Source organism: Helicobacter bilis ATCC 51630 (assembly GCF_000686565.1).
GTDB classification, from domain to species: Bacteria; Campylobacterota; Campylobacteria; order Campylobacterales; family Helicobacteraceae; genus Helicobacter_A; species Helicobacter_A bilis.
In genome coordinates, this window is sequence record NZ_KK365989.1 from 1 (window position 1) to 22,948 (window position 22,948).

Annotated in this window: 26 protein-coding genes and 1 pseudogene; 26 read left to right on the forward strand and 1 reads right to left on the reverse strand. The window is 28.9% G+C overall.

Going from position 1 to position 22,948, the window contains the following annotated elements; translation table 11 throughout:
• Nucleotides 1-149 precede the first annotated feature (149 nt).
• The 23 genes and pseudogenes from T368_RS15820 to T368_RS0112565 all read left to right on the forward strand — a co-directional run bounded on the left by T368_RS15820 (nucleotide 150) and on the right by T368_RS0112565 (nucleotide 16,962).
• On the forward strand, nucleotides 150-1,499 hold the full coding sequence (locus T368_RS15820; RefSeq protein WP_004089389.1) for an RAD55 family ATPase: 1,350 nt from the start codon (nucleotides 150-152) through the stop codon (nucleotides 1,497-1,499).
• 21 nt (nucleotides 1,500-1,520) lie between these two features.
• Nucleotides 1,521-1,736 carry a hypothetical protein gene (locus T368_RS0112440; RefSeq protein ID WP_004089392.1) on the forward strand — a complete coding sequence of 72 codons (216 nt, stop codon included), beginning with the start codon at nucleotides 1,521-1,523 and terminating at the stop codon, nucleotides 1,734-1,736.
• Nucleotides 1,729-2,022, forward strand: coding sequence for a hypothetical protein (locus T368_RS0112445; protein ID WP_004089395.1), 294 nt, complete (start codon nucleotides 1,729-1,731; stop codon nucleotides 2,020-2,022). The genes T368_RS0112440 and T368_RS0112445 overlap by 8 nt, the downstream gene beginning before the upstream one ends.
• Nucleotides 2,023-2,484: 462 nt before the next feature.
• A complete protein-coding gene (locus tag T368_RS0112460) occupies nucleotides 2,485-2,757 on the forward strand; it encodes a CHC2 zinc finger domain-containing protein (RefSeq protein WP_004089398.1) in 273 nt (90 codons plus the stop codon).
• Between the two features lie 1,327 nt (nucleotides 2,758-4,084).
• Complete coding sequence (locus tag T368_RS17230) at nucleotides 4,085-4,219, forward strand: hypothetical protein (RefSeq protein ID WP_004089404.1); 135 nt, start codon at nucleotides 4,085-4,087, stop codon at nucleotides 4,217-4,219.
• 60 nt (nucleotides 4,220-4,279) lie between these two features.
• Nucleotides 4,280-4,486: a hypothetical protein gene (locus tag T368_RS0112480; protein ID WP_004089408.1), complete on the forward strand. Its 207-nt coding sequence runs from the start codon at nucleotides 4,280-4,282 to the stop codon at nucleotides 4,484-4,486.
• Nucleotides 4,483-4,917, forward strand: a complete 435-nt coding sequence (locus tag T368_RS0112485) for a hypothetical protein (protein WP_004089410.1) — start codon at nucleotides 4,483-4,485, stop codon at nucleotides 4,915-4,917. The genes T368_RS0112480 and T368_RS0112485 overlap by 4 nt, the downstream gene beginning before the upstream one ends.
• Before the next feature lie 12 nt (nucleotides 4,918-4,929).
• Nucleotides 4,930-5,268, forward strand: a complete 339-nt coding sequence (locus T368_RS0112490; protein WP_004089412.1) for a hypothetical protein — start codon at nucleotides 4,930-4,932, stop codon at nucleotides 5,266-5,268.
• A 1-nt stretch (nucleotide 5,269) separates the two neighbouring features.
• Nucleotides 5,270-5,572: a hypothetical protein gene (locus tag T368_RS0112495; protein WP_004089415.1), complete on the forward strand. Its 303-nt coding sequence runs from the start codon at nucleotides 5,270-5,272 to the stop codon at nucleotides 5,570-5,572.
• A 153-nt stretch (nucleotides 5,573-5,725) separates the two neighbouring features.
• Nucleotides 5,726-5,857: a hypothetical protein gene (locus tag T368_RS17235; RefSeq protein ID WP_004089416.1), complete on the forward strand. Its 132-nt coding sequence runs from the start codon at nucleotides 5,726-5,728 to the stop codon at nucleotides 5,855-5,857.
• Between the two features lie 41 nt (nucleotides 5,858-5,898).
• Nucleotides 5,899-6,258, forward strand: a complete 360-nt coding sequence (locus tag T368_RS0112505; RefSeq protein WP_004089418.1) for a hypothetical protein — start codon at nucleotides 5,899-5,901, stop codon at nucleotides 6,256-6,258.
• A gap of 10 nt (nucleotides 6,259-6,268) precedes the next feature.
• Nucleotides 6,269-6,532, forward strand: coding sequence for a hypothetical protein (locus T368_RS0112510; protein WP_004089421.1), 264 nt, complete (start codon nucleotides 6,269-6,271; stop codon nucleotides 6,530-6,532).
• Between the two features lie 5 nt (nucleotides 6,533-6,537).
• Entirely contained in the window at nucleotides 6,538-6,879 is a 342-nt protein-coding gene (locus T368_RS0112515) for a hypothetical protein (RefSeq protein WP_004089425.1), read from the forward strand.
• Nucleotides 6,880-6,904: 25 nt separating this feature from the next.
• On the forward strand, nucleotides 6,905-7,363 hold the full coding sequence (locus tag T368_RS0112520) for a hypothetical protein (RefSeq protein WP_004089428.1): 459 nt from the start codon (nucleotides 6,905-6,907) through the stop codon (nucleotides 7,361-7,363).
• Between the two features lie 140 nt (nucleotides 7,364-7,503).
• Nucleotides 7,504-7,731: a hypothetical protein gene (locus tag T368_RS0112525; RefSeq protein ID WP_004089431.1), complete on the forward strand. Its 228-nt coding sequence runs from the start codon at nucleotides 7,504-7,506 to the stop codon at nucleotides 7,729-7,731.
• Nucleotides 7,732-7,750: 19 nt separating this feature from the next.
• Nucleotides 7,751-8,074 carry a hypothetical protein gene (locus T368_RS0112530; RefSeq protein ID WP_004089433.1) on the forward strand — a complete coding sequence of 108 codons (324 nt, stop codon included), beginning with the start codon at nucleotides 7,751-7,753 and terminating at the stop codon, nucleotides 8,072-8,074.
• 3 nt (nucleotides 8,075-8,077) lie between these two features.
• Entirely contained in the window at nucleotides 8,078-8,761 is a 684-nt protein-coding gene (locus T368_RS0112535) for a hypothetical protein (RefSeq protein WP_004089435.1), read from the forward strand.
• A 27-nt stretch (nucleotides 8,762-8,788) separates the two neighbouring features.
• A complete protein-coding gene (locus tag T368_RS0112540) occupies nucleotides 8,789-9,886 on the forward strand; it encodes a hypothetical protein (RefSeq protein WP_004089437.1) in 1,098 nt (365 codons plus the stop codon).
• A 419-nt stretch (nucleotides 9,887-10,305) separates the two neighbouring features.
• Nucleotides 10,306-10,993 (forward strand): annotated as a pseudogene (locus tag T368_RS14305) (AAA family ATPase).
• Between the two features lie 43 nt (nucleotides 10,994-11,036).
• Nucleotides 11,037-11,300 carry a hypothetical protein gene (locus T368_RS0112550; RefSeq protein ID WP_004089445.1) on the forward strand — a complete coding sequence of 88 codons (264 nt, stop codon included), beginning with the start codon at nucleotides 11,037-11,039 and terminating at the stop codon, nucleotides 11,298-11,300.
• A 1-nt stretch (nucleotide 11,301) separates the two neighbouring features.
• A complete protein-coding gene (locus T368_RS0112555) occupies nucleotides 11,302-11,571 on the forward strand; it encodes a type II toxin-antitoxin system RelE/ParE family toxin (RefSeq protein ID WP_004089447.1) in 270 nt (89 codons plus the stop codon).
• 13 nt (nucleotides 11,572-11,584) lie between these two features.
• Entirely contained in the window at nucleotides 11,585-11,881 is a 297-nt protein-coding gene (locus T368_RS0112560; protein ID WP_004089449.1) for a hypothetical protein, read from the forward strand.
• Nucleotides 11,882-12,063: 182 nt separating this feature from the next.
• Nucleotides 12,064-16,962 (forward strand): type ISP restriction/modification enzyme, encoded by a 4,899-nt coding sequence (locus T368_RS0112565; RefSeq protein ID WP_004089451.1) that lies wholly within the window; start codon nucleotides 12,064-12,066, stop codon nucleotides 16,960-16,962.
• A 47-nt stretch (nucleotides 16,963-17,009) separates the two neighbouring features.
• Here the strand turns inward: T368_RS0112565 and T368_RS0112570 are convergent, their stop codons facing one another.
• Entirely contained in the window at nucleotides 17,010-18,941 is a 1,932-nt protein-coding gene (locus tag T368_RS0112570) for a relaxase/mobilization nuclease domain-containing protein (RefSeq protein WP_004089453.1), read from the reverse strand.
• A 434-nt stretch (nucleotides 18,942-19,375) separates the two neighbouring features.
• Here T368_RS0112570 and T368_RS0112575 point away from each other — a divergent pair, with 434 nt between their 5' ends.
• The 3 genes from T368_RS0112575 to T368_RS14310 are packed head-to-tail and all read left to right on the forward strand — an operon-like array spanning nucleotide 19,376 to nucleotide 22,941.
• Nucleotides 19,376-19,735, forward strand: coding sequence for a hypothetical protein (locus T368_RS0112575; RefSeq protein ID WP_004089456.1), 360 nt, complete (start codon nucleotides 19,376-19,378; stop codon nucleotides 19,733-19,735).
• A gap of 16 nt (nucleotides 19,736-19,751) precedes the next feature.
• The gene (locus T368_RS0112580) at nucleotides 19,752-19,997 is read left to right on the forward strand and encodes a hypothetical protein (RefSeq protein ID WP_004089457.1); all 246 of its coding nucleotides are present in this window, start codon (nucleotides 19,752-19,754) and stop codon (nucleotides 19,995-19,997) included.
• Nucleotides 19,990-22,941 (forward strand): VirB4 family type IV secretion/conjugal transfer ATPase, encoded by a 2,952-nt coding sequence (locus tag T368_RS14310; RefSeq protein ID WP_004089460.1) that lies wholly within the window; start codon nucleotides 19,990-19,992, stop codon nucleotides 22,939-22,941. Before T368_RS0112580 ends, T368_RS14310 begins: the two co-directional genes overlap by 8 nt.
• Nucleotides 22,942-22,948: the final 7 nt, after the last annotated feature.

Below are 22,948 nucleotides of genomic sequence, written 5' to 3' on the forward strand. Positions count from 1 at the left end.
TATAGACAAAACAAAGTGTCAAATACTTCAAAAAAGAAAAGCATTAAAGAAACAGAGGAATATGACAATACACCAAGTCTATTTCAAAACTTAGATGAAACATGTTTAGAGACAAAATAAAGTATCAATACAAATAAGAGAGGTAAAACATGAGTAACAATATGCAAATACAAACAACATTTTACGAGCAAGAGTTACATGGAGATATTGCAAATAGAATAGAAACAATCATAATTTCATCAGTGTTAATATCCCCACAAACACAAGCAACAAATTTTCTTTTAAAAGTCCCAAAGTATTGGCTTACAGAGGAATATTATCCATATTATGAAGCCATACAAAAAGCCTATGAGAATAAACAGCTTGATGGTGCTTATATTGTTTCATTACTCATTAATGAATACAGACAACAAGAAAACAATGTCATGCTTATGTTGGCAAATAAACATATTATTACAAATATAGATGATTATCTTAGTTTCTTAGAACAAAAATATATCTTAAGACAACAATATGAGCTTGGCAAAAAACTCTATTATGCTACTAACGAATATAAAATAATCAACATAGAGCAAGAAATACATAACCATAAGCTTTTAAATAGAGAACAATACTCTATTAAAACATTTGCAGAGTGGGATAAATTCTATAAAGAAAACAGCATTAATATACAAAAATACGAGCTAGGAATACCATTTTTAGATGAAACGCTAGATAGAGGCATAGAATTAGGACAATTAGTCTTAATAAGTGGAGAATTTGAAGCAGGTAAAACAAGTCTTGTATTGCAAATATTAGAAAATCTAAGTAAAAATCATAAAACATGTCTATTTAGCTTTGAATTTCCTATACATACACACATTCTAAAAAGACATAAATTCTTTAAAAAAATGATAGAAACAAATAAGCTAACAAAAGAAAATGTAGAAAGCATAAAAAATAATATGATTATCATCGATGAGGGGACAGAGATAAGTGAGATAGAAAATAGAATTGTATCCCTTGCTATTTCAGGTATAAAATTCTTTGCAATAGATTCTCAAATGTGTATTTTTAATGAAAATTTTGCAGGATTGGGAGAGAAAGAGGAATCATCAAAATTTGAAATATTACAAAGATTAGCAAAGAAACACAACATTGTTATCATGCTTATAGTTCAAACAAGCAAAACAGATGATACAAGTCCTATGGGAAGCAAAAAAGGTGCTTATTTTAGTTCAATAATGATACGCATAGAAAATGTCGTTGATGAGAAAACAAAAGAGATAGACCATAGCAGAAAAAAGATTGTATTTCAAAAGAATAAGCAAACAGGCAAAAATCATATACACAATGTATTTTTTGATAGAGAAACAAGAATATTTTATGGCAATGATATTTCAAATAGCAGTGTAGTTAAACACAATCAGGCTATAAAAGAGCAAGTCATAACCATGAAAGAAATGGATTTCATAATGAATAATAAAAGAAATAATATTCAAATACCATTTGATTTTTAATATAAAAAATAAGGAGAAAATATGCAAAAATGTATTGAATACACAAAAATTATTTTAATGTTTAGTGTCTTAATGGTAATGATAAGTGTATATATCGTTGTATTTGGTGTAATTATTGCCTTTTATGCAAGTGTAAAAGCATTTAATACATACAAAGCTAAAAGACATAAGCCACAAGTAATGCCAACACAAAATAATCACATTGCAGACGAGCATGAAAGGATAACACATGTGTAGAAAAAAATTCTATGTTACAAGTTTAGATAAAGTGATATATGCAAATGTTTCTTTTAGACACAACAAAGTTATATATGAAGTGAATGAAAATGAAAGCGTTACATGTAGTCTTAATGATTTTGTATTGACATTGGGAGCAATAGAAATTAATGAAAATACAAATACAACAGAACAGATAATAAAACAACACTTCTTGCTTACAGAACAAGCAAAAGCTAAAAAGAGTAAAGAATTGCTAGAGAAGCAAAAAGAGGAATACAAAAGAATAAAGAATTGTGAAATATAGTTAATATAACTAAGGCATGAATACATAAATAGCAAAATTATTAAATAAAAATTTCTACCTTTAATAAGCCTTATCTCATAGACTTTGAAATATCAGCTAAATATTGTGAATGGCAAGGAAAAGAATTGAAAAATAATATTTACACTAAACACAAAGAAAAACTCGCTCAAATGTATAATATAAATCATTTAAAAGCTAAAAAAGTTGCGTAAATGTATAATATAGTCTCTCTTATCACACCCACACGCTAATCTTTCACTACTTTTCTCTTTTGCATGGTTTCTCCTTGTGTGTTTGCTTTTCTATTATAACAAACTTCGCTCTTGCTTTTGTCAAGGGACACTTCACTCATTTCGTTTCACTCATTCGTTCGTTGGTAGGCTACGCTTTGCTTTGCCTACCCCCTTGACAAAACCGCTCGTTTGTTACCATGAAAAGCAAACTAACACACAAGGAGAAACCATGATTGCAAAAGAGAGAATACAGGAAGTAAAAGATAAGGATTTAGTGAATGTATGTGAAAGATTAGGAATAGAATTGCAAAAGAATGGTAGAAACTATGTAGCAATATGTCCTTTTCATATAGAAAATAAAGCAAGTTTCACAATTAATACACAAAAAAATCTATGGTATTGCTTTGGTTGTGGAGAGGGTGGAGATACAATAAAACTCTACATGAAAATGAAAAATGTAAATTTTGTAAAAGCTATTGATGAGTTAAGCATATTAGCATAATTATAGATAAATAGGCTATATAATATAGTTAAAATAGAATTTATTTAGCAATTATATAGTTATAGTTTAATAATAAAATATATATAAAATATTTATTAAATGATATTAATATAGCATATATTTAGTTTTAATTTATATGTTAATTATATGTATTTTAGTATTTAACTAGCATATAATTATATTTATTTTAATGATAATTTTTACATATATAAATGGTATTTAAATACTAATAAAATGATATATAATCATTAATTAAGCAATAAAAAAATATATAAATATAGGTAATTTTTTAATAATTAAAGGTAAAAGAAAGCATATATTATACATTTACGCAACTTTTTTAGCTTTTAAATGATTTATATTATACATTTGAGCGAGTTTTTTACTTAATTAATACAATCAATAGATTGAAATAATAAATGGCAAGGATTTACAATATAAACTAATCATATAATAAATATATGCTAGTAGCAGTATTCCACTTTGTTTTCAACCGCAGATTATAATAAAAAAACCGCTTTAGTCAAGGGCGTGGTTAGTTTTATTTTTTTGCGGACTAAACTTCACTTACTTGGCAACTCCACTTTACGCAAAAAAATAAAACTAATGGCTTCGCCACCCTTGACTAAATCGCTTTTTTTATGTGGTGTGCGGTTATCAAACAAAGGCGGACTACTGCTAACGAGCTTTAAAACCCCCTTTAAAAGCTTTGTATGTTATACAGCATAAAAGGGCATAAAATAGGTTATAAAAATCATAACTTTTTTATAAAAAATAACATGAAAAAATCGTTAAAAAAGTGCTAAAAAAATATAAAAAAATGCGTAAAATAGGGCTTTTTGTATTGACTTTTTTTTGAAATTTTGTTATAATTATGGCATGAATTTAGAAAGGAAGTTAAAAGGCGATTTTAACTATACTGCTAATATAGATAAAATCAAAATTGACTTTAAGAAACAAAATCAAGCGACATTATAGCTAGATTAAAAAATAAAGTCAAGTTTTTTTTTAGCCTTTTGTTTCTCTTTAGATTCTAAGGGTTATTTGAAATATTAATGTTAAAATAGGTTATAATGCTTTTAGCTTTTTTTGCTAAGGTTTGGCAGTATGAAAGAATATTATAAAAGCTTAAGCGATTTTTTCAAGTCGTTAATGTTATTTTGTGCTACAATTAGCACGGGTTTAATCGCATATATTTACACAAGCAGTGATTATAGCATGTTAGTATTACTTGCTTGTTATGTTTGTTTTATGTGTGCTATTACATGCGGTTTTGTTTCTTATGAATGTATAAGCAAAATCAAAGACAATGAAAGGAGCTAAAACCATGAATCAAGAAATTTTATTAATACCGCCTTTAATTATGTTATTTGCAATGCCTTTAATTTTTGTATTTAAAGCTTATAAAGACATTAAAGACATTGAAACAAGAAAGAGCAAACAAGAGCAAAAGCAAAAATAACCACACTTTAACCCCTTAATACTTCAATAACCTTTTAATTTTACTTGAAAGGTTAAAACAATGTTAGGCTATAATGATTTTTACACTTTAGAAAACCTTGTTAATGTGCTATTAAGAGATAAGCACGAGCAAGAAATACAAGAAAACGAAACCGCACTGCTTGAAACAAAGCTAGAGAACATGGGCGAATCGGAGCTAAAAGAAGCTTTAAAAAATGGCTTTTTTGAGTTTATAAAAGCGGAGCTAACAACAAGGGGGCTAATATGAAAAAAGAAATCAGTAATTACACCTTTGACAGATTTTTAACAAAAATTTGCCCCTTTGGATATGGCGACATTTACAAGGCATTGGAGATATTAAGCGGAATCTACCACGAGAGCGAGACCGCCGACAAATTAGCGGATTTATTCCACGAAAGCCTAGAAAGTGAAATTTTTACAGATTATGAAAAAGTAGATATTTGCTACCTAGCTATTAATCACACTTTAGAAAAGGCACAAGGCATACTAAATAGACTCGGCTATAATATAGACTTAAATGAGCTTTTAAACCCTTATTATGACAGCATGGCAAGTTTTTTTAATTGCGAATCGGATTCTACATTAGCGGACGCCTTAGAAATAGCAGTTGATTATAGCAACATGGAGCTACTACAAGCAATCATAAAAGGCGAAATTAGGCTAAGAAAGAAAGCATAAGGGGGGGGCAAAATGAAAATATCAAAATTTTATGCGACAAGGCAGACAAACAGGGCAACAGGGGCAACATATTATAACGCTATTTCATCACACAAAAGGAACATAACGGGCTTAAAATCCGCCTTATGTGTGTTTTTATGCCAAAGCAGTTTTAAAGGCGAGTTAGTAGAGTTTGGGACAATAGAAGCAAATAAAATTAGTTTTATATCAAACCGCAAAAGCTTTAAAAAGCATAATGACATACAAGCCTTGCTAAAACATGTAAAAGAACAAGAGCCTATAACATGCTATTTTGAAAAGTGCATAAATGCTAAACATTGCGTATTGTTAGACAACAAGAAAGGGGAATAACATGCTACAACAACACATCAAAACACTAGAGAGAGCAAAGGGCGGAGACTTGCGAGCTATTGACAGCTTACAAGAGCCTATAACAGAATTTTACGAAGTTACACTACTTCAACAAGAACAAGGAACATTATATACGCTTGTTAGTGTAGGAAGCGTGGAAACAGCAACCAAGAATCTAACCGAAGCCGAGCAAACCGCTTTAATCTTAATGCGTGAAACAGGGCTAAAACATGCGATTATTAAGAACGCCAACGAGAAGCACAGAGTCGGACTCGACCATAAACAAGGGCTTGTTAAGTGGTAAGCCCACGCTAAAAAAATCGGCGTAAATGAATTGTTTGTTATAGTAGCCTTGCTACGCAAGGCAGAGATTAAAAAGTTTTTTTAATTATTATTAAGTGTTAATTTAATAGTAATTAAAAAATAAATAAGTGTTTAAAAAGGAAAGGATAAAAAAATGTTACTAAGTGAAGTTTTAGAAAATGAAGATTTAAGATTAAATGCGGAAGCATTAGAAATGATAGCGGATAATTATCCCATTCTATTGAGTTTGCAAAGGTTAGATTGTGATAAAAAATACACAACATAAAAAATTATTCACATTTTGGCACAGAGCAAGAAAGGGCAGAGATGATAAAAGAGCTAGAAAAGAAAAAAGAGAGTCAAGAGCTAGATTTTGATTTTTTGAGAGATGAGCTAGAAACCCTGCAATATCCCATAAGTAGCACAGGGCATGCGTTATGTTGGTATGCAACAGCGGAAAAATTCTATGATGAAAACGAAAAAGAGATAAGTGAATATTTTGATAATCTTTGCAATGAATGCGAAACAGATTTTATAGAAATGAGCGTTACAGAGATTTTAAATCAACCAGACAGGGCAAAACATAGAATCATTGAGGGATATTTACTAAGTTTAGCAAGTGAATTAATGGATTATGAAATAAGCGAAAGTGATTTAGAATCACAAGACAGCGAAACAGAAGCATAAAGGGGACAAAATGAAAACTATTTTTTATATATGCAATGTAATGCAAAATGATTATTCAATGCAGATTTTAAAAAAGCTATTTTGTGAAAAGGATATTATTTTTTGCTTATCAGTGCTTTACCCAACATATCAAAAAGAATCAGCACAAAAGCTTAACGAGTTAATTAACAGCGAGTTAGCAAGGACAAGGGCAGAATCTCAAAATATAGACATATTAAAGATAACAAGGGAACATTTAAAAAACATAATGTGTATATTACCAAATAAGGAGTAAAACACATGAGAACAAAATATCAAATTATAGATTGTTTTGTAGCAGAACAATTACAAGGCGAATATTACAGCGGATTTACACGCAGTAGAGTTTTTGTAAGCATAAGCTTAAAAGATATGATTAACTATCTAGCAAAGACATACAAAGAAGCGGAGCTAGACAACAGAGACAGCAAAAAAAGAATATACGAACATTTTACAAGGAATAATAATCGTATATTTTTGGATAGCAAAGACAGCGACATAACAGAACTAACAATCCATAAAGAAAAAATGTTAGTTAATGATAAAAACGAGTTTTCATCACTTGAATTTTACAAAGCTGATGAAATCGTAGAAATAGAGTAATGAAACCAAAAGAAAGGAAAAAGACATGCAACAATATGAAGTAATTGAATCTAGCATAATGGATTCTATGCAATCACTAGATAACATTTTTTCAAATGAATTTTGCGAAGTAGGCATATTACAGCAAGAAAAGGTAATTAAAAGCATAAACCAAGAGCTAGAAAGGTTAAAAGATACTTTAGAGCAAAACAAGCTTGATTTTTTAGAAAGACAAGCCGAGCCAACAGACTTTGAATATGGCAAAACCGAATTTTATTCTATAAAAATATGGAATGAAATCAACAATACAACGCTAGAAACCATTTTCATGTTACAGCTTAATATCAAAGAAACAAAAGAAGCTTTGAAAAAAGCGGAATACATACTAAATAGCACAGGCTTTAATCATGCAATGATTTTTAATTGCAATGAAAGCTTACAAATAGAGAGAAAGGGCGAAAATGTAGAAATTATTAGACATTTTGAAAAGGTGAAAAACGCATAAAAATCGGCGGAAAAGAATTATTTGTTATAGTTGCCTTGCTACGCAAGGCAGAGATTAAGAAGTTTTTTTAATTATTATTAAGTGTTAAATTAATAGTAATTAAAAAATAAATAAGTGTTTAAAAAGGAAAGGATAAACACATGCAAATATTGACAAAAAGGCAACAAGAAAACGAAATTATAAAAGCATTTAAAGAAAGAATGCAAGAGAGTGTAAAGAGTTTTAAAAATCCAATCATGCGAGAAATATACCTAGATAATATTTTATTGCAAACCGACTCAATAAGGCTACATAAAAAGGGAATGATGAGTAAATATGTTTATACAAACTTTATAAGCATATTAAACGAGCTTAAAGAAGCAAATTAACAAGAGAAAGGATTAACAGATGAGTATATGCCACAAAGAAAGATTAGACAAAAAAGCAAGAGACAAGTTAATTAAAGACATAGAGTATTTTATAACAGAAAGAAAAAAGTTAAGTAGCTTTTATAAAGGTATAAAGGAAGTTATCTTTGAAAAAAGCAAGTTAAGAACCTACTATGATTATAGGGCAGGATTATTTTATTTTACATACAAAGGGAGAGAAACAATAAAAGACAAAGATAACTTTAAATGGCATTCAATAAATGATTTTGGATATTTTTACCATGATACAGCTATCCAAATAATAGATTTTTTGCAAAATATGGAAACAACAAGAAAGGATTAAAACATGCAAATTTTTATACCGACAAAAATTTTTCAGTGGAAAGTAAGCAAAAATGAATTTAACAGCATATATAAAACATTGCATATCACAAAAGAATATGTAATTTTTACAGATAGCAAAGTGCTAGTTAAAGTGTATTGTAATAATAGCCAATTAGAATGCGATGAGTTAAACCTTGATTTTTACAGCCTTAAAAACTTAATCAAAGTAGGCAGTAAAAAAAGTGGAGAAATATCCTTTAATGCAAACATAAAAGAACATGAAGTAGAAATCATGTATAAAAGCGATAAAGGGATTATAAGCGGTAAAGTAGAAAGATTTAAAAAATATGTAGATTATAAAAACATATATGATAAATTCCAATACACATATAAAGCCAAATTATCAAGTGAATTTAGCAAACTTGCATTATTTGATAGATTTTCAAAAATGGTTATTGAGTTTAAAGACAATCTCATAACAGCAAAAATAGGTAATGCAAGAATTGCAAAGCAAAGAGAGAATATAGACAGCACAGAGCTTAAAGGGGTAACAATCGCATTGCAAACAAGCAAAAATTCAATGATAACACTAGACACAAAGAAAGAAGCAACATGGTATTTTAAAGATGATATAAACCCTTATGGGATTATACAGCACGACTTAGAAAATACCATTGACATAGTAGAAATGCCAATAATTAAATAATGCAAGTTTAAAGAGAAAGGATACAGCATGAAAGTAGAAAACATTGCAAAGACTTACAATACATTGACAAAGTATATAAGAGACACAATTTTTTGCAACAATGGAGAAAATAGGATAATGTATAAAGTAAAAAATAAGTTTTATTTTATAAGCGAAAAAGATAATACTTGCAAATGTGTTTGTGAAGTAGATTCTAGCTTTTTAGAATGTATAGATACAGACTTAAAAGAAAATGTTATTTTTTCTTATTGTAGTCATAGTGATTATGATATAGAAAAACAATTAGAAAAACTACAAGAAAATAAAGAGAAACATGTATTTGCAATATTTGATTCTATCCTAGCAGAAATAGACAGACAAGACCTATTAGAAAGTAGCTTTTTTAATTTTTGCATTAATCAAATTGAAAGAGAAAATAATATTGTTTATGATAAAAGCATAGCAGATTCTAGCATAGATACAAATATGCAAGAAACAGACACAGAGCCAACAGAAGCAGACTTTAATACAGAAAACACAGAATCTAGCATTAAAGACAATGAAACACAATTAGATAAAGCAGAGTTTAATACAAACATAGAAAACAAATATATAAACGACATGCAATCTATTACCAAAGAAGCTAATATCACAGATAAAGACACAATAGAAAAGCTTATGTGCTTAAAAGATGATATAAGCAAACATGTTAAACTTATAGAATCGTTGCATGATGAAAGAGAAGCAAAAATAGAATTTGAAAAGATTTTTAAATTACATTTTATAGATATTACAATGACATATCCACAAGCATATAATGGCATAGCAAATAATCAAGTGTTAAAAGAAAAATTGAAAGAAGTAATCTTTGAAGCAATCAAACAAGAAAACACAGAATCTATTGCAAGAAAAGATTTTTCTAACAAATCTTTACAGAACACAGAATCTAAACAAGAACTAGATTTAAAAGCTAAAAGGAAACCATTACTAGCTTTTAGCATGAAAGATATATCTTTATCACATAAACAGCATAAAAGCTTTACAGACTACAAGCATATAAATAGCTTTAATAGTGTAATTGAAAAAAGGGTTATAAAGGCAGTCATTGCAAAGGAGAGAAGCCCACCATTGCATAGGGGGGCGTAGGGGAATCCCCACATGCCACCCGCCCTAGTTTTTTAGTTTAGTTCAACATACACCTTTTTAAACACAAAGTCCTTGTAGGGCTTTGGTATCTATTAATAAGCGTTTTTATGTGTTTTGAGATTGATAGTATGATTAATTAATATGCTAATAAATGCTTTTTATGCGTTTTAATAGCTAAATTTTAGTTTTTATTATTCTTTAATTTAATGTTTAGATATCATTAAATATGAGATAATATACAATATATTAAATGATAATTAATATATAAATAAGAAAATAAAAAACATAAATTTAATGCTAATTAAATGTATTTTTCACTCTTAAAAAATGCTTATTAATAGATATATAAGCAATAAAATGTGGTATAATATTATCTTATTTATTGCTTTATCTATTAAATTTATTTAAAAGGATTTCAAATGGTTATTGCAATAGCAAATGAAAAAGGTGGCAGTGGTAAAACTACTTTGAGTGTGAATCTTGCTATTAAATTAGCACAAGAGGGCGATGAAGTGTTGCTTATAGATTATAGACCCACAAAGAAGCACAGAAGCCTTTATAGACATAAGGACAAATGCGGAGCATGAGTTTTTGTTTAATTCATTGCAGAGAACAGGATATGGATTAACAAAAGAGATTAAGAATCTAGAGAAAAAATATGATTGTATTGTTATTGATACAGGTGGTAGAGATTCTAAAGAGATGAGACAAGCTTTAGTTGTTGCGGATATTATTATTGTGCCAACAATACCAAGTCAATATGATGTTGCAGTGCTTGATAGAATGATAACAATATGTGATGAAATTAGTGTTATGAATCCACATGCAAAAACATTAATATTGATTAATAAGGCAAGTCCTAATCCATTTTTGATAAATAAAGTTAAAGACTTGCAAATATACATAAGTGAAAAAGATTTAGATAATCTCAAGCTTATGAGTAGTGTTATCTATGAAAGGGAGGCATATAGAAATGCAACAGGTTTAGGTTTAGGCATTACAGAGCTTTGTAATGAGAGTGAAAGGGCATATAGTGATTTTATCAAGTTTTATGATGAGTTATTATGTGAGATTAAGGCAATGAGTATGAGCGAACAAATAAGTTAGCAAGATGGGCTACTTATAAAATACATTAAAGAAAGGAAATAACATGACTTTAGTCATTAAGAATGTAAAGCAAGAGTTTGTAAAGAATTTCAAAGATTTAGCAAGTGAAATACATGCAGATATTGAAATATGTGAGAGTAGGCAGGGGATAGAAAGTGAGTTAGAATATACAGAAAATGGCTATCCAAAAGAATTTGAAAAGCAAATACTGCAAGACATGCAAGAAGCAGAAATGCAAAGAAAAAATGGCACTCTTAAAACTTACAATAGTGTCAAAGAGGCATTTGAAAGTGAGGGCATAATCTAGTATGTATAAACTTCATTTAACAAAAAGATTTACTAAGGAAGCAAAGAAATTAAATCCACAAGACTTAAAGCACACTATGGAGGTTTTAGAGAGACTTTGCAATAATGAGACTTTAGAACCAAAATATAAAGACCATGCTTTAAGTGGGGATTTAGCAGGTGCTAGAGATTGCCATATAAAACCTGATTTAGTTTTAATTTATAGGCAAGACAAAGAAGTCTTAGAACTAATAGCATTGCGTATAGGAAAACATAGCAGAGTATTTAAATAAGAAAGGAAATACAATGGGTATTAAAGACATTAATCAACAAAGACAAAACACTTTTAAAAGTGTAGAGTTAGAAAGAAAGACAAAAAAGGCAAATGATATAGAAACATTTATCGAAAATGCAGAGGGTGAGACTTCAAAGAAAAGATATGGAGCACCACTAAAAGATAAAGAGAAAAAAAGCACAGAGAGATATGGTTTCTACTGCACTCCAGCAGAAAGTAAAAAGCTAAGGGCAATGGCAGAACAATATGATATGAAAATCGCAGAGTTTATCAAGTTTAAAGTATTTGATAAATACAAAAATATGTAATAAACATGTGATTTTATTTTATAATACATTTTTTATTTGACAATCTGCAATCTCCAACAAGATAAATATGCTTATTATTGCAGGGCAGAATATTCGATAACAAAAAGATGAAATGGAGTAGAGTGAAGAACTCAAGCAAATAATGTTTTTTGTTTGTTGATTCTTAAAACAGGTGTTTATTTATGAACCAATTTCAAGTAATTTTAGAAAAAATAAGTCATGTAGCTATGAATAATCGCACAAAGGGTAGCATTTTTGAAAAGCTATCTACACATTTATTGCGTGAAAGAGATACGCAAGGCGAATATAAAAGTATTGATTTATGGACTGATTGGAAATATAGAGATAAGAAAAAAGACACTGGTATTGATATAGTTATTGAGACAAAAGAGAATGATTTTATTGCGGTGCAATGTAAATTTTACACTAAGAATAAATTGCAATTAAGCGACCTTGAATCATATTTTTCATTATTACAAAGTGGTGTGGGGGATATTTATTTTAAAAAAGGTATTCTTATAACTACAACAGATATAAGCTCTGAAGTATCAAATACTATCGCACAAATTTCTAAAAAGATTCCAATAGAATTAATCACACTACAAGATTTTTTACAATCAAGTATAGATTGGGATAAGTTTGACCCTACAAAAAATAAATTAGAAATACAAGCTAAGAAAGAGCCAAAACCACACCAACAAGAAGCCCTAAATGCTGTAAAAGAATATTTTAATAACCCTAGTAATACAAGGGGTAAGCTCATTATGGCATGTGGCACAGGTAAAACCTTTACTTCTCTAAAAATTACAGAAACGCTTACAGATTCTAAAAATTCAATTATTTTATTTTTAGCCCCAAGCATAGCATTAGTAGGGCAGACATTTAGAGAATACGCTATACAAAAAAGTGAAAATTTTATCGCTTGTATAGTTTGCTCTGATAGCACAGCTGCAAAAGGGGAAGATGATTTAGATATAAAAGAGCTTCCTAAAAAACCATCTACAAATCCACAAGATATTATAGAGGCTTATAAAAAAGCACAAGAAAATAATGAGAGATTTATTATTTTTAGCACTTATCAATCTATAGAGCAGATTAAAAAAGCACAGCAATTAGATTCTAAAGATAAACTTCCACAAATTGATTTAATCATTTGCGATGAAGCACACAGAAGTGTCGGCTCTCTTTATACAACTAAGATAAAAGGGCAAGATCTACAAGATACACAGAAAAATGCCTTTATATTATGCCACGATGATACACATGTAAATGCAAAACGCAGAATCTACATGACTGCCACACCTAAGATTTATAGTGATAGACAGAAAGCAAAGGCAAGTGAGAAAGATAATGAAGTTTTTTCAATGGATGATGAAGCGATATTTGGAAAAACTATTTATGAGATACGCTTTGATAAAGCTGTCAAAGAGGGCTTATTAACTGATTATAAAGTTATCATTCTAACCTTAAAAAAAGAAACATACGCACAAGTAGCAAATCAAGCTATTGCAAAGCTTAAAGAAAAAGGTATGAATAGGCTAAATGAGAAATTAGTAGATTTAGACTTTGTTTGTAAAATCATAGGCACACATAAAGGGCTTGTAAAAAGTGATTTAATGACATTAGATTCTAGCATACAAGAGGATACAGAATATAAAACACAAAGTGATAATATACCAAGCAAAAGAGCATTAAACTTTTGTAGAAATATAGCTACCTCTAAAAATATAAAAGAGAGCTTTCAAACCATTATAGAATGCTATGATGAAGAGATGAGAAAAAAGACAAAGTCTCACACAATAAATATAGACCATATAGATGGCACAATGAATGCCAATACAAGATTTACTAAATTAAGCCAATTAGACCAAGAAAAAGAGAGTATTTGCGAGTTAATCACAAATGCAAAATGTTTGAGTGAGGGTGTAGATATTCCTGCCCTAGATTCTGTTGTATTCTTTGATGGTCGTTCAGCTATGGTAGATATTATCCAAGCAGTAGGTCGTGTAATGCGAAAAGCACCAAATAAAGAAGTAGGCTATATTATCTTACCAGTATCGCTTGATGAAACAGAGTTAAAGAATCTAGATTCAGCAGTAAATAATACAAACTTTAGAAATATATGGAATATTCTAAAAGCCTTAAGAAGCCATGATGAAAGTTTAGTAAGCGAAGCAGTCTTTAAAGAAAAGATTAAAATCGCTATGCTAAGTGATAATACAAGCTTAGAGACAAATCCAACCACAAAGCCTACAAAAAGCGACCAAGACAAAGAAATCAAAGATAAAGAGGCAAAAAAACATATACAAGAGCATTTATTTGAAATCCAAAGCTCACTCAATGATATAGCAGATTCTATCTACAATGTTTTGCCAACAAAATTAGGCGATAAACATTATTGGGCTTCCTTTTCAGCTAAAACAGGTAAAATAGTGAAAGATTTAACCATACGATTAAATGCCTATTTTAAAGAAAATCCAAACATTTTAAGCGAATTTGTAGCATCTTTACGAGAAACCATACACGCAAATATCAAAGAAACAGAATCTATTGATATGTTAGCTTCTCATATCGTTACAAAGCCTATTTTTGATACAATCTTTGGTGAAGCTATGAGTAATAATCCAATAGGCAATTCCCTAGATTCTGCTTTCACTAAACTAAAGAGCTTAGGCTTAGAAAATGAGGAATTAAAAGATTTACACATACTCTATACAAGTATTAAAGAAAATGTAGAAATCGCAAAAACAGAGAGCGACAAACAAAGGCTAATAAAAGATTTATATGATACCTTTTTTAAAACAGCCTTTAAAAAGCAAAGTGAAAGATTAGGTATAGTCTATACACCTATTGAGGTCATAGACTTTATACTTAAATCTACAAATACACTTTTAAAGCGACATTTCAATACAGACTTTAATGATAAAAAGGTAAAAATCTTTGACGCTTTCACTGGCACAGGTGCATTTATAGCAAGGCTTTTAAGTAAAGAAAATGAGCTAATAGATTCTAAAAGTTTGCATGATAGATATAATCATGGAATCTACGCACAAGATATAAACATTCTAGCTTACTATATTGCCCTAATAAATATAACTCAAATCGCACAAGATAGAGACTCTAGCTTTTCTCAATTCTCACATATAGCCTTAGCAGATTCACTAAATTATTTAGAAACAGAACACGACTATGGCTTATTTAGTGAGTATTATAAAGATTTATTAAAAAATAAAGAAACACAAGAAATTATCAAAAATGAATCTATACGAGTTTTTATCGGTAACCCACCCTATTCAGGCGGAGCAAATAGTGAAAATGATAATAACGCAAACTATCCACACCCAAAACTAGAAACACATATTTATAATAAATATTCTACCCTTTCAGCAAACAAGGGGGCTACTGGTAAAACTACAAGAGATACCTTAATACAATCTATACGAATGGCAAGTGATAGAATATTAAGGGAGCAAGATAAATGGGGGATAATTAGTTTTGTAGTAAATGGTAGTTTTATTGATTCTAAAAGTGCCGATGGCTTTAGAAAATGTCTCTTTAAAGAGTTTGAGGATATTTATATTATCAATTTAAGGGGTAATGCACGAACACAAGGGGAGCTAAGAAAGAAAGAGGGCGATGGAATCTTTGATAGTGGCTCTCGTGCAAATGTGTCCTTAATCTTTTTAGTAAAAAGCAGAGAACCAAAAGATTCTAAACTACATTATTTTGAGGTGGGAGATTATTGGGATAGAGATAAAAAGTTAAGTTTTTTAACAGAAAAAAAGGATATAGAAAATATAGATTTTTACAATATCACACCAAATGAAAGGGGAGATTGGATAAATCAAAGAAACGAACATTTCTATACATTACTGCCTTTAAAACAAGATAAAAAAGATAAAAGCATAAAAACACTTTTTTCTATCAACTCAAATGGTTTTTTAAGTGGGAGAGATTCTTGGGTATGGAATTTTGATAAAGCTACGCTGCAAGATTCTATGCAAAAATGTATTGCTACTTATAAAGAGAATCTAGCAAACTTTAATAGAAATGCCTTTAAAGAACAGCATAAAGATATAGATTATAGTGAGCTTTATAAAATGCTAACAGATAAAGAAATCACTACTGATGAAAGTAAAATTGCTTGGGATAGAAAGCTAAAAAATATTTTTATTAGAAATGGAAAAACTGATGATTTTATGGAATCTAAAGTAAGAATTGCTACTTATCGACCTTTTGTAAAATCTTATATATATTACGATAAAACTTGGAATAAAGAGCAGTATAAATTAAAACAAATTTACCCAAAAGCAGATTCTAAAAACATAGTTATTTGTATAGCAGATTCACATGCTTTCGTACTGGATACAATACCAGACCAAAGCATTTTAACAAGTTGTCATGCCTATCCACTCTATTATTACACACCAGACTTAGAGGGCAAAGAGCAAAGAGGATATGCTATCACTCAATGGGGATTAGAGCAGTTTCAAAAACACTATAATGATAAAAGCATAAATGAAGAGGATATTTTTTACTACATTTACGCAATCTTTAATCATAGAATCTTTTTAGCCAAATATAAAGCAGAATTAAGCAAAGATTCTCCACGAGTGCCTTTTAGCAAACATTTTAGAGAACTCTCAAATCTAGGCAAAGAGTTAGCACAATTACACCTAAACTATGAAAATGGCGAGAAATTTAAATACAACACAAATGATTTATTTATAGATTCACAACAAGATTCCTATTTTCATGTAAAGAAAATAACAAAAGATAAAAGCGATACAACTAAGATTTACTACAATGAGAATCTCACTATTACAAACATTCCACCAAGAGCTTATAGCTATGTGATAAATCAAAAAAGTGCTATTGATTGGATAATAGAGAGATTCCAAATCATAGATATAGAAAAAACAAGTAATAAAGCTAAAATCAAAAATGACCCAAATCTCTTTAATGGCTCTCGCTATATCTACGACTTGCTTTTAAGAATTATAAACCTATCTATTAAAAGTGTAGATTTAATAGATTCTATTAGCAAACTAGAATATGAAAGCAATAAAAATAGCCAATGATAAATATGATTTAAAAAGCAAGTCTATGTAATGTTTTTAAATAATCCCTATCTCTCAAGCCCTTTCTTATTAAGGGTATTTTCTTGTGTATTTGCTTTTTGTTTCTCTTTTTCTTTTTCTAACAATCGCAAATGCACTTTATAATCTATTAAGGCAGTATTATCATATTTTTCTAAATACTCATGCAAAGTATTATTCTTGTATTTATCATGCAATGATTTACGCATATAATCTATATTTCTCATTTTTCTATCAATGATATACCATTCAATAAAGTCAGTATAGTATTGCTGTTGTTCTAAATCTTTTTCTTGTTGTTTTACTTCATTTTCATGTTCTACAAAGAAACTATTGATTTTTGTTTGTAGCAGTGTAAAATCGCTTAATTGTTGTTCCTTGTAGTGTATCTTATCATCTGCTTTAGAATCTAAATAGCTTGTAAGGTTTTGAAATTCTTTAAAATAGTATTGCAATGTTTTTATGTGATGTTGATTTATTTTTGCTTCATCATTAAAGATACTTTCATAATGCAATATCTTATCATTAATGATTTTATCAATTACAATATTATTTGTTTGCAATGTATTCTTATAATCATCAAGTAGTTTTGTATCAATCATGCTATTTTTATCTATGCTATGTAAAACTTGCAGTTTCTTTGTTATGTCTTTTTGTGTAAATATTAACGATTTACTTGTTGATTTTACGCCTAAATGTTGCAATAGGGCATTATCTAATTCATTTTGCAAAGCAATAGATTGTGTAATATCTTGTGTATTTTTTCTAATCTCATTTTGTATATCATTAACTATATGAAGCTGTTCTCTTGTTGCATATTTTTTATGCTTCATCACAAAGTCTAAATATGCTTTTTTTGCAAGGACATTTGAATAATCATTGTTAATATCTTTTGCAAATTGATTTCTATGTTTCATAAAATCAAAACCAAGATTATTTATAGCCCTATTGAGCTGATATATCTCTTGTTTATATGTATTTTGAATCTTGTATGCAGATTTTAACTCTATATTTAATTCTTTTATAGAGTTTAATAAGCTTTTGTATTGTTGTTTAGTTTTATAATCTAGCTTTTGATATTTAGAGTAATTTTTTTCATAAGCGGTTATAATTTTTAATTGCTGTATGTAGTCTTGTTTTTTAGCTGTATATTCTTTTATATCACTCTGTGCGTTATTAATCTTTTGTTGCAACATTTCTTTTCTGTTTGCAATAATATCTTTATCTTTACTAAGTTGAGATATGGTATCCATATAGCTATGTCTATTTTCTTTTTGCTTTGTCCTATCAATTTTTTCTAAGATATTTGTCTTTTCAAACTTATAGGCATTATGATAATTTAAGTCGCCATGATAATTGAGTGAATCCGCAAAATCATCTCGCATTTCATTGAAAAAATTTTTAATGCTATCTTTATCTTTAAAATGAAGTTTTTTATGTGTTAGCATACTATTTTTATTAATTACTACATGTATGTGTGGATTATTTTGGTGTATATGTAAGACTTTTACATACTTATATTCATGGAAATGTTTTTGCAATAAGTCATTAACACTTTGTTGCAAAGCATAAATATTTTCAGCATTAACCTCTTCTCTCATAGAAAAACACAAATGCCATGCTTCTTTGGAATTAGGCTTGGAGCTAAAATCTTTTTGCCAATCTTTTAACACTTCACTTGCACTAACTCTCATTCCATTTTCATCAATAGCATAATCATAAGGGCTATGTCGTATAATATAATTGATTGCATTATAAGCACCGTTTGCAGTCAAGTTTGAAAGCAGTTTCACAACAGATTGTTTAGAAAATCTTTTATCCTTTTTTAGTAAAGACAAGTTTGCAGGTTTAGCAATTTTTTTTGGAGGTTCTTTGTAAAATCTTTTTTGTATTCTAAGTTCCTCATCGCTAAAAAAATCAGCTAAAACTTTTTCAACATGTTCGTAAGGCTGTCGTGGCATTGTGATACATACCTTAAATATTTTTTTTGATAAATACAAATTAATTCTACAAGAAAAATCAAAATAAAATTATTTTTTTAGAAAAAAACAGAATATTTTTTTTAAAAATAAAGTGTGATAATTTATGAAGTAAAAAATACTCTATTTGGTAGCACAAAATTATCGGCAGGATAACCCTTTTGTGCTGACAAATATAGGGGAAAATATCGTGTGGCAGGGCATTTGAAACAAAAAGATATATTTTTTCAGTTTTTTAGAAAAAAGTTGAAAAAAGTTTTCATTTTTTTAAAAATAAGCGTTCAAATTTTCATTTTTATAGCAACAAAAAATCACAACACTCATACAAAAAACTTAATTCTTTCTTAATTATATATTTTTTGACTTATTCCATAATTTTCATTATCTTTGCACGAAAATTTATACAAGGATTTTTCATGTTAAGAAAATGTTTTCTCAAAATAAAAAGTGAAATGAAACATTTTTGTGAGAGAGTAAATAAGTTTTATCTCTCTTTGATTTGCTTTATTCTTTACTCACCTTTTGCATTTGCAGACTTTGCAAATCTTGGAAATCAAGTAAAGACAGAATTAAAAGGCACAGCAAGCACTGTAATGGGAGTGCTTAACACCGTAATTGCAAGTGTGGGTATTGTATATGTATGTATTGTTGGATTTATTTTTGTATTTAAGCCTGATACATTTAAAGAAAATTCAAAAGTTTTAATCGGTGCTTTAGTAGCTCTTGGTGCATTGTATGGCATTACAAATTTAGGACAACGAGCATTTATAGATTAGAAAAAGGAAGTTTGCAATGATTGAAGTTGGCAATATAAGAGAAATCACAAAAAAAGACAAAATAAGAGGCTTATCTCGCAACGCATGGGTATTAGTGCTTTTGTTTGGAGTAACAAGCTTTATTCTTTTTCTTTTTTATGGACTTATTGCAACTTTTATTCTAGCTATAACATTAGCAATACTTGAATATTTTGATGATGATATATACGACATCATAGCAGTTAGTTTTCAAAATTCTTTTAAAAAGGTTTATTATGCCTAAGAAACCATTTTTAAAAAAATTGTTTAAAAAAAATAAATTCAACCCTAAAAATACTTCTTACAATAAAGAAGTGATTGATTTGCAAAAACATGCTTTAACAAATCCTATAAGCATGAGTGAAGCAGAAAATGATATTGAAACAAGTTATACCGATAATACTAGCACACATATTGTTATTGATACAAGTAACAACGATATTGATACTAGCATAACATACGCTGATGATACGAGTAACATTCCTATCAATATAAACAGCCCTGCTGATATAAATAATGCAAGTGATACAAGCAATACCACTACTGATACAAGTAACAATATTATTGATACTAGTATTATTGATAACAATACAAGCAATGAAATTATTGATACCAACATTATTCATAATACTGATACAAGTATTGTTAATGATACAAGTAGCACAGAACAAACAAGTATCGACAACAATGCTATTAATGTTATTGTATTGCAAAATAACACACCAGAACTGCAATTACTGACATACAATAAAAATGAGTTTATTAATACAAGTAATGTAGAAAACATTGATACCAATAATATTCATAACACTGATACAAGTATTACTAATGATACTAGCAACAATAACATTTCTCAAGTTGAAATACAAGAAAATATTATTGATACTAGCACAACAGAAAATATTGATACAAGTAATGCAAGTGATACAGATAATATTATTACTGATACAGATAGCAATGCCACTCATACTAGCTTACACATTGAAACTGATACAAGTAATAATCCTATTAACACTAGCACCATTGACAACAATACAAGCAATGATAACATTGATACCAATAATATTCATAACACTGATACAAGCAATGCAGATGATACAAGCAATATAGAACATACTAGCACAATCAATAACACCAGCTATACAGAAAACACAAATCAAGTTTTTCATGCAAGTTATGAAACTTATCCAAACAAAAAGCATGAAGTTTTAGTTGATATAAAAAAATCTAAACCAACTAAAAAGAATAAAAAAGATAAAAAATCTTTTAGAGAGATAATTACAGATAATGTCAATAAAGTGCTTGGATTTTTTGAGAATATTTTCATAAAAGAACCATTAGTATATAGCTTATCTTATGAAAATAATATTGCATGTAAATTAGATGACAACATTCTTGTTACAAGAGATGGAAACTTATGTGTTGCAATGAAATTAGAGGGCGTAAGTTATGCAAGTATCACACAAGCAAGGGAAATTGATTTAGCCCAAGCACGCTCACAATTTTTTAATACATTAGATTCAAGCATTGAAGTCAATATCTTTTGTAAAAAAGAATTGATTGATTTAGAAATGCGTGAATGTAAAATCAATAATAAGTATGCAGAAGCTATTATAAAGAAATGGGAGTATGGCACAAAAGCTTATAAAATAAATTATTATCTCATTTTCTCTACCAAGACAAAAAGAATTACAGGCTTTTTTGAATCTAAGAAGCGTGCTTTAACAGAGGAGAGAGCAGAGAGTGAAAATAAAACACAATCATATAAGAATAAAGTTGCAAAACTCAATAGTGTAATTGAGAATGCAAAAGGTAGCCTAGCAGAGTTTAATCCAACACTATTAAAAAGTGATGATTTATTAAATCTTTATGCTACCTATTCTAATATGAGTGAAACAAAACTCAAATATAGTTATGATTTAATCACTGATTGCTATATGACAAGTGATGTAGAGTTTAAAAAAGATTATATGATTTTTTACACTAACACAAATGAAACAATCTATGCAAGATTTCTTAGTGTAAAAGCTTATGAAACAGAATCTGTATCAAGCATTATTCCAACAGGTATTTTAAGAGAAAATGCAGATTATTACTTTTTATTTAGTTGCGAAGCTTTAAACAAACAAGAGGCAATAAATAAAGTAAAAAGAGTAAGAACCTTTGCAGTAGAATTGGTGCAAAATAACTTAGATAGCTTAGTGCAATTAATGCAAAGCGATAGAGAAAACATTATAAAAATATCTCTATCTATTTTATTAATCTCTAAAGAAAGTTTAAATGATTTAAACGAAAAAACAAATAGCATGAAAGCTTTGTTAGAGCGACAAAGTTTAAGTATTGTAAAAGAAACACTCAATCAAAAACCTTTATTTTTTAGTTTCTTTCCAAGCAGAAGTAACCTTAATGCTAGAAAGAGACATCAAACAAGTGGAGTGTTATCTACATTATGCACCTTTGAAAATGATATTTTAGGTAATAAAACAAATAGGTGGGGTAATCAGCCTATAACCACCTTTAAACATTTAAGTGGTAGTCCATTCTTTTTTAACTTCCATGATAGCGATTCAAATTCTAGCGTAGGACATACTCTAGTTATAGGTGGAGCAGGCTATGGTAAAACCACACTTATGCAATTTTTAATACTCAATCTCTTTAAATATGATATTAATATTTTTGCAATGGATAAATTAAGGGGTATGTGTGCTTTTACTGAATTTGTTGGGGGAGAATACCACGACTTAGAAAAAGGTGGCTTTAAATTAAATCCTTTTTCACTACAAGACACAGATGAAAACAATATGTTTTTACGCATGTGGCTTTGTGAAATGGCAGGTATAAATGATACAGAACATGATTTGAAAGATATTGTATCATCTACTTTAAAGCAATTAAGAGATACAGAAAAAAGTAATCTCATAATAAGCCTTAAAGACTTCTATGATTCTATGCGACTTCCAAATGATACAACAGCAGATATTAAAGCACAATTTAAAGAATATCTAAATAGTTTATTTGACAATAAAGAATGTGCTTTAAATTTCAATAAACAACTTTCAATGCTTAATATGGACGCTATTCTAAAAAATCAAAAATTATCTGCATTAAGTGCAATGTATTTATTCCATAAAATAAAAAACATTTCAAAGAATGCAAATAAAGGCTTTTTATATGGATTGATGAATTAAGAGATTA

Coding starts and splice junctions, on each gene's coding strand:
- T368_RS0112565 (WP_004089451.1), top strand. CDS start 12,064: ATGAACCAATTTCAAGTAATTTTAGAAAAAATAAGTCATGTAGCTATG.
- T368_RS0112570 (WP_004089453.1), bottom strand. CDS start 18,941: ATGCCACGACAGCCTTACGAACATGTTGAAAAAGTTTTAGCTGATTTT.
- T368_RS0112445 (WP_004089395.1), top strand. CDS start 1,729: ATGTGTAGAAAAAAATTCTATGTTACAAGTTTAGATAAAGTGATATAT.
- T368_RS0112535 (WP_004089435.1), top strand. CDS start 8,078: ATGCAAATTTTTATACCGACAAAAATTTTTCAGTGGAAAGTAAGCAAA.
- T368_RS14310 (WP_004089460.1), top strand. CDS start 19,990: ATGCCTAAGAAACCATTTTTAAAAAAATTGTTTAAAAAAAATAAATTC.
- T368_RS0112580 (WP_004089457.1), top strand. CDS start 19,752: ATGATTGAAGTTGGCAATATAAGAGAAATCACAAAAAAAGACAAAATA.
- T368_RS17235 (WP_004089416.1), top strand. CDS start 5,726: ATGTTACTAAGTGAAGTTTTAGAAAATGAAGATTTAAGATTAAATGCG.
- T368_RS0112485 (WP_004089410.1), top strand. CDS start 4,483: ATGAAAAAAGAAATCAGTAATTACACCTTTGACAGATTTTTAACAAAA.
- T368_RS0112515 (WP_004089425.1), top strand. CDS start 6,538: ATGAGAACAAAATATCAAATTATAGATTGTTTTGTAGCAGAACAATTA.
- T368_RS0112575 (WP_004089456.1), top strand. CDS start 19,376: ATGTTAAGAAAATGTTTTCTCAAAATAAAAAGTGAAATGAAACATTTT.
- T368_RS0112540 (WP_004089437.1), top strand. CDS start 8,789: ATGAAAGTAGAAAACATTGCAAAGACTTACAATACATTGACAAAGTAT.
- T368_RS0112495 (WP_004089415.1), top strand. CDS start 5,270: ATGCTACAACAACACATCAAAACACTAGAGAGAGCAAAGGGCGGAGAC.
- T368_RS0112440 (WP_004089392.1), top strand. CDS start 1,521: ATGCAAAAATGTATTGAATACACAAAAATTATTTTAATGTTTAGTGTC.
- T368_RS0112505 (WP_004089418.1), top strand. CDS start 5,899: ATGATAAAAGAGCTAGAAAAGAAAAAAGAGAGTCAAGAGCTAGATTTT.
- T368_RS0112480 (WP_004089408.1), top strand. CDS start 4,280: ATGTTAGGCTATAATGATTTTTACACTTTAGAAAACCTTGTTAATGTG.
- T368_RS0112490 (WP_004089412.1), top strand. CDS start 4,930: ATGAAAATATCAAAATTTTATGCGACAAGGCAGACAAACAGGGCAACA.
- T368_RS0112510 (WP_004089421.1), top strand. CDS start 6,269: ATGAAAACTATTTTTTATATATGCAATGTAATGCAAAATGATTATTCA.
- T368_RS0112555 (WP_004089447.1), top strand. CDS start 11,302: ATGTATAAACTTCATTTAACAAAAAGATTTACTAAGGAAGCAAAGAAA.
- T368_RS0112550 (WP_004089445.1), top strand. CDS start 11,037: ATGACTTTAGTCATTAAGAATGTAAAGCAAGAGTTTGTAAAGAATTTC.
- T368_RS0112460 (WP_004089398.1), top strand. CDS start 2,485: ATGATTGCAAAAGAGAGAATACAGGAAGTAAAAGATAAGGATTTAGTG.
- T368_RS15820 (WP_004089389.1), top strand. CDS start 150: ATGAGTAACAATATGCAAATACAAACAACATTTTACGAGCAAGAGTTA.
- T368_RS0112530 (WP_004089433.1), top strand. CDS start 7,751: ATGAGTATATGCCACAAAGAAAGATTAGACAAAAAAGCAAGAGACAAG.
- T368_RS0112520 (WP_004089428.1), top strand. CDS start 6,905: ATGCAACAATATGAAGTAATTGAATCTAGCATAATGGATTCTATGCAA.
- T368_RS0112525 (WP_004089431.1), top strand. CDS start 7,504: ATGCAAATATTGACAAAAAGGCAACAAGAAAACGAAATTATAAAAGCA.
- T368_RS17230 (WP_004089404.1), top strand. CDS start 4,085: ATGAATCAAGAAATTTTATTAATACCGCCTTTAATTATGTTATTTGCA.
- T368_RS0112560 (WP_004089449.1), top strand. CDS start 11,585: ATGGGTATTAAAGACATTAATCAACAAAGACAAAACACTTTTAAAAGT.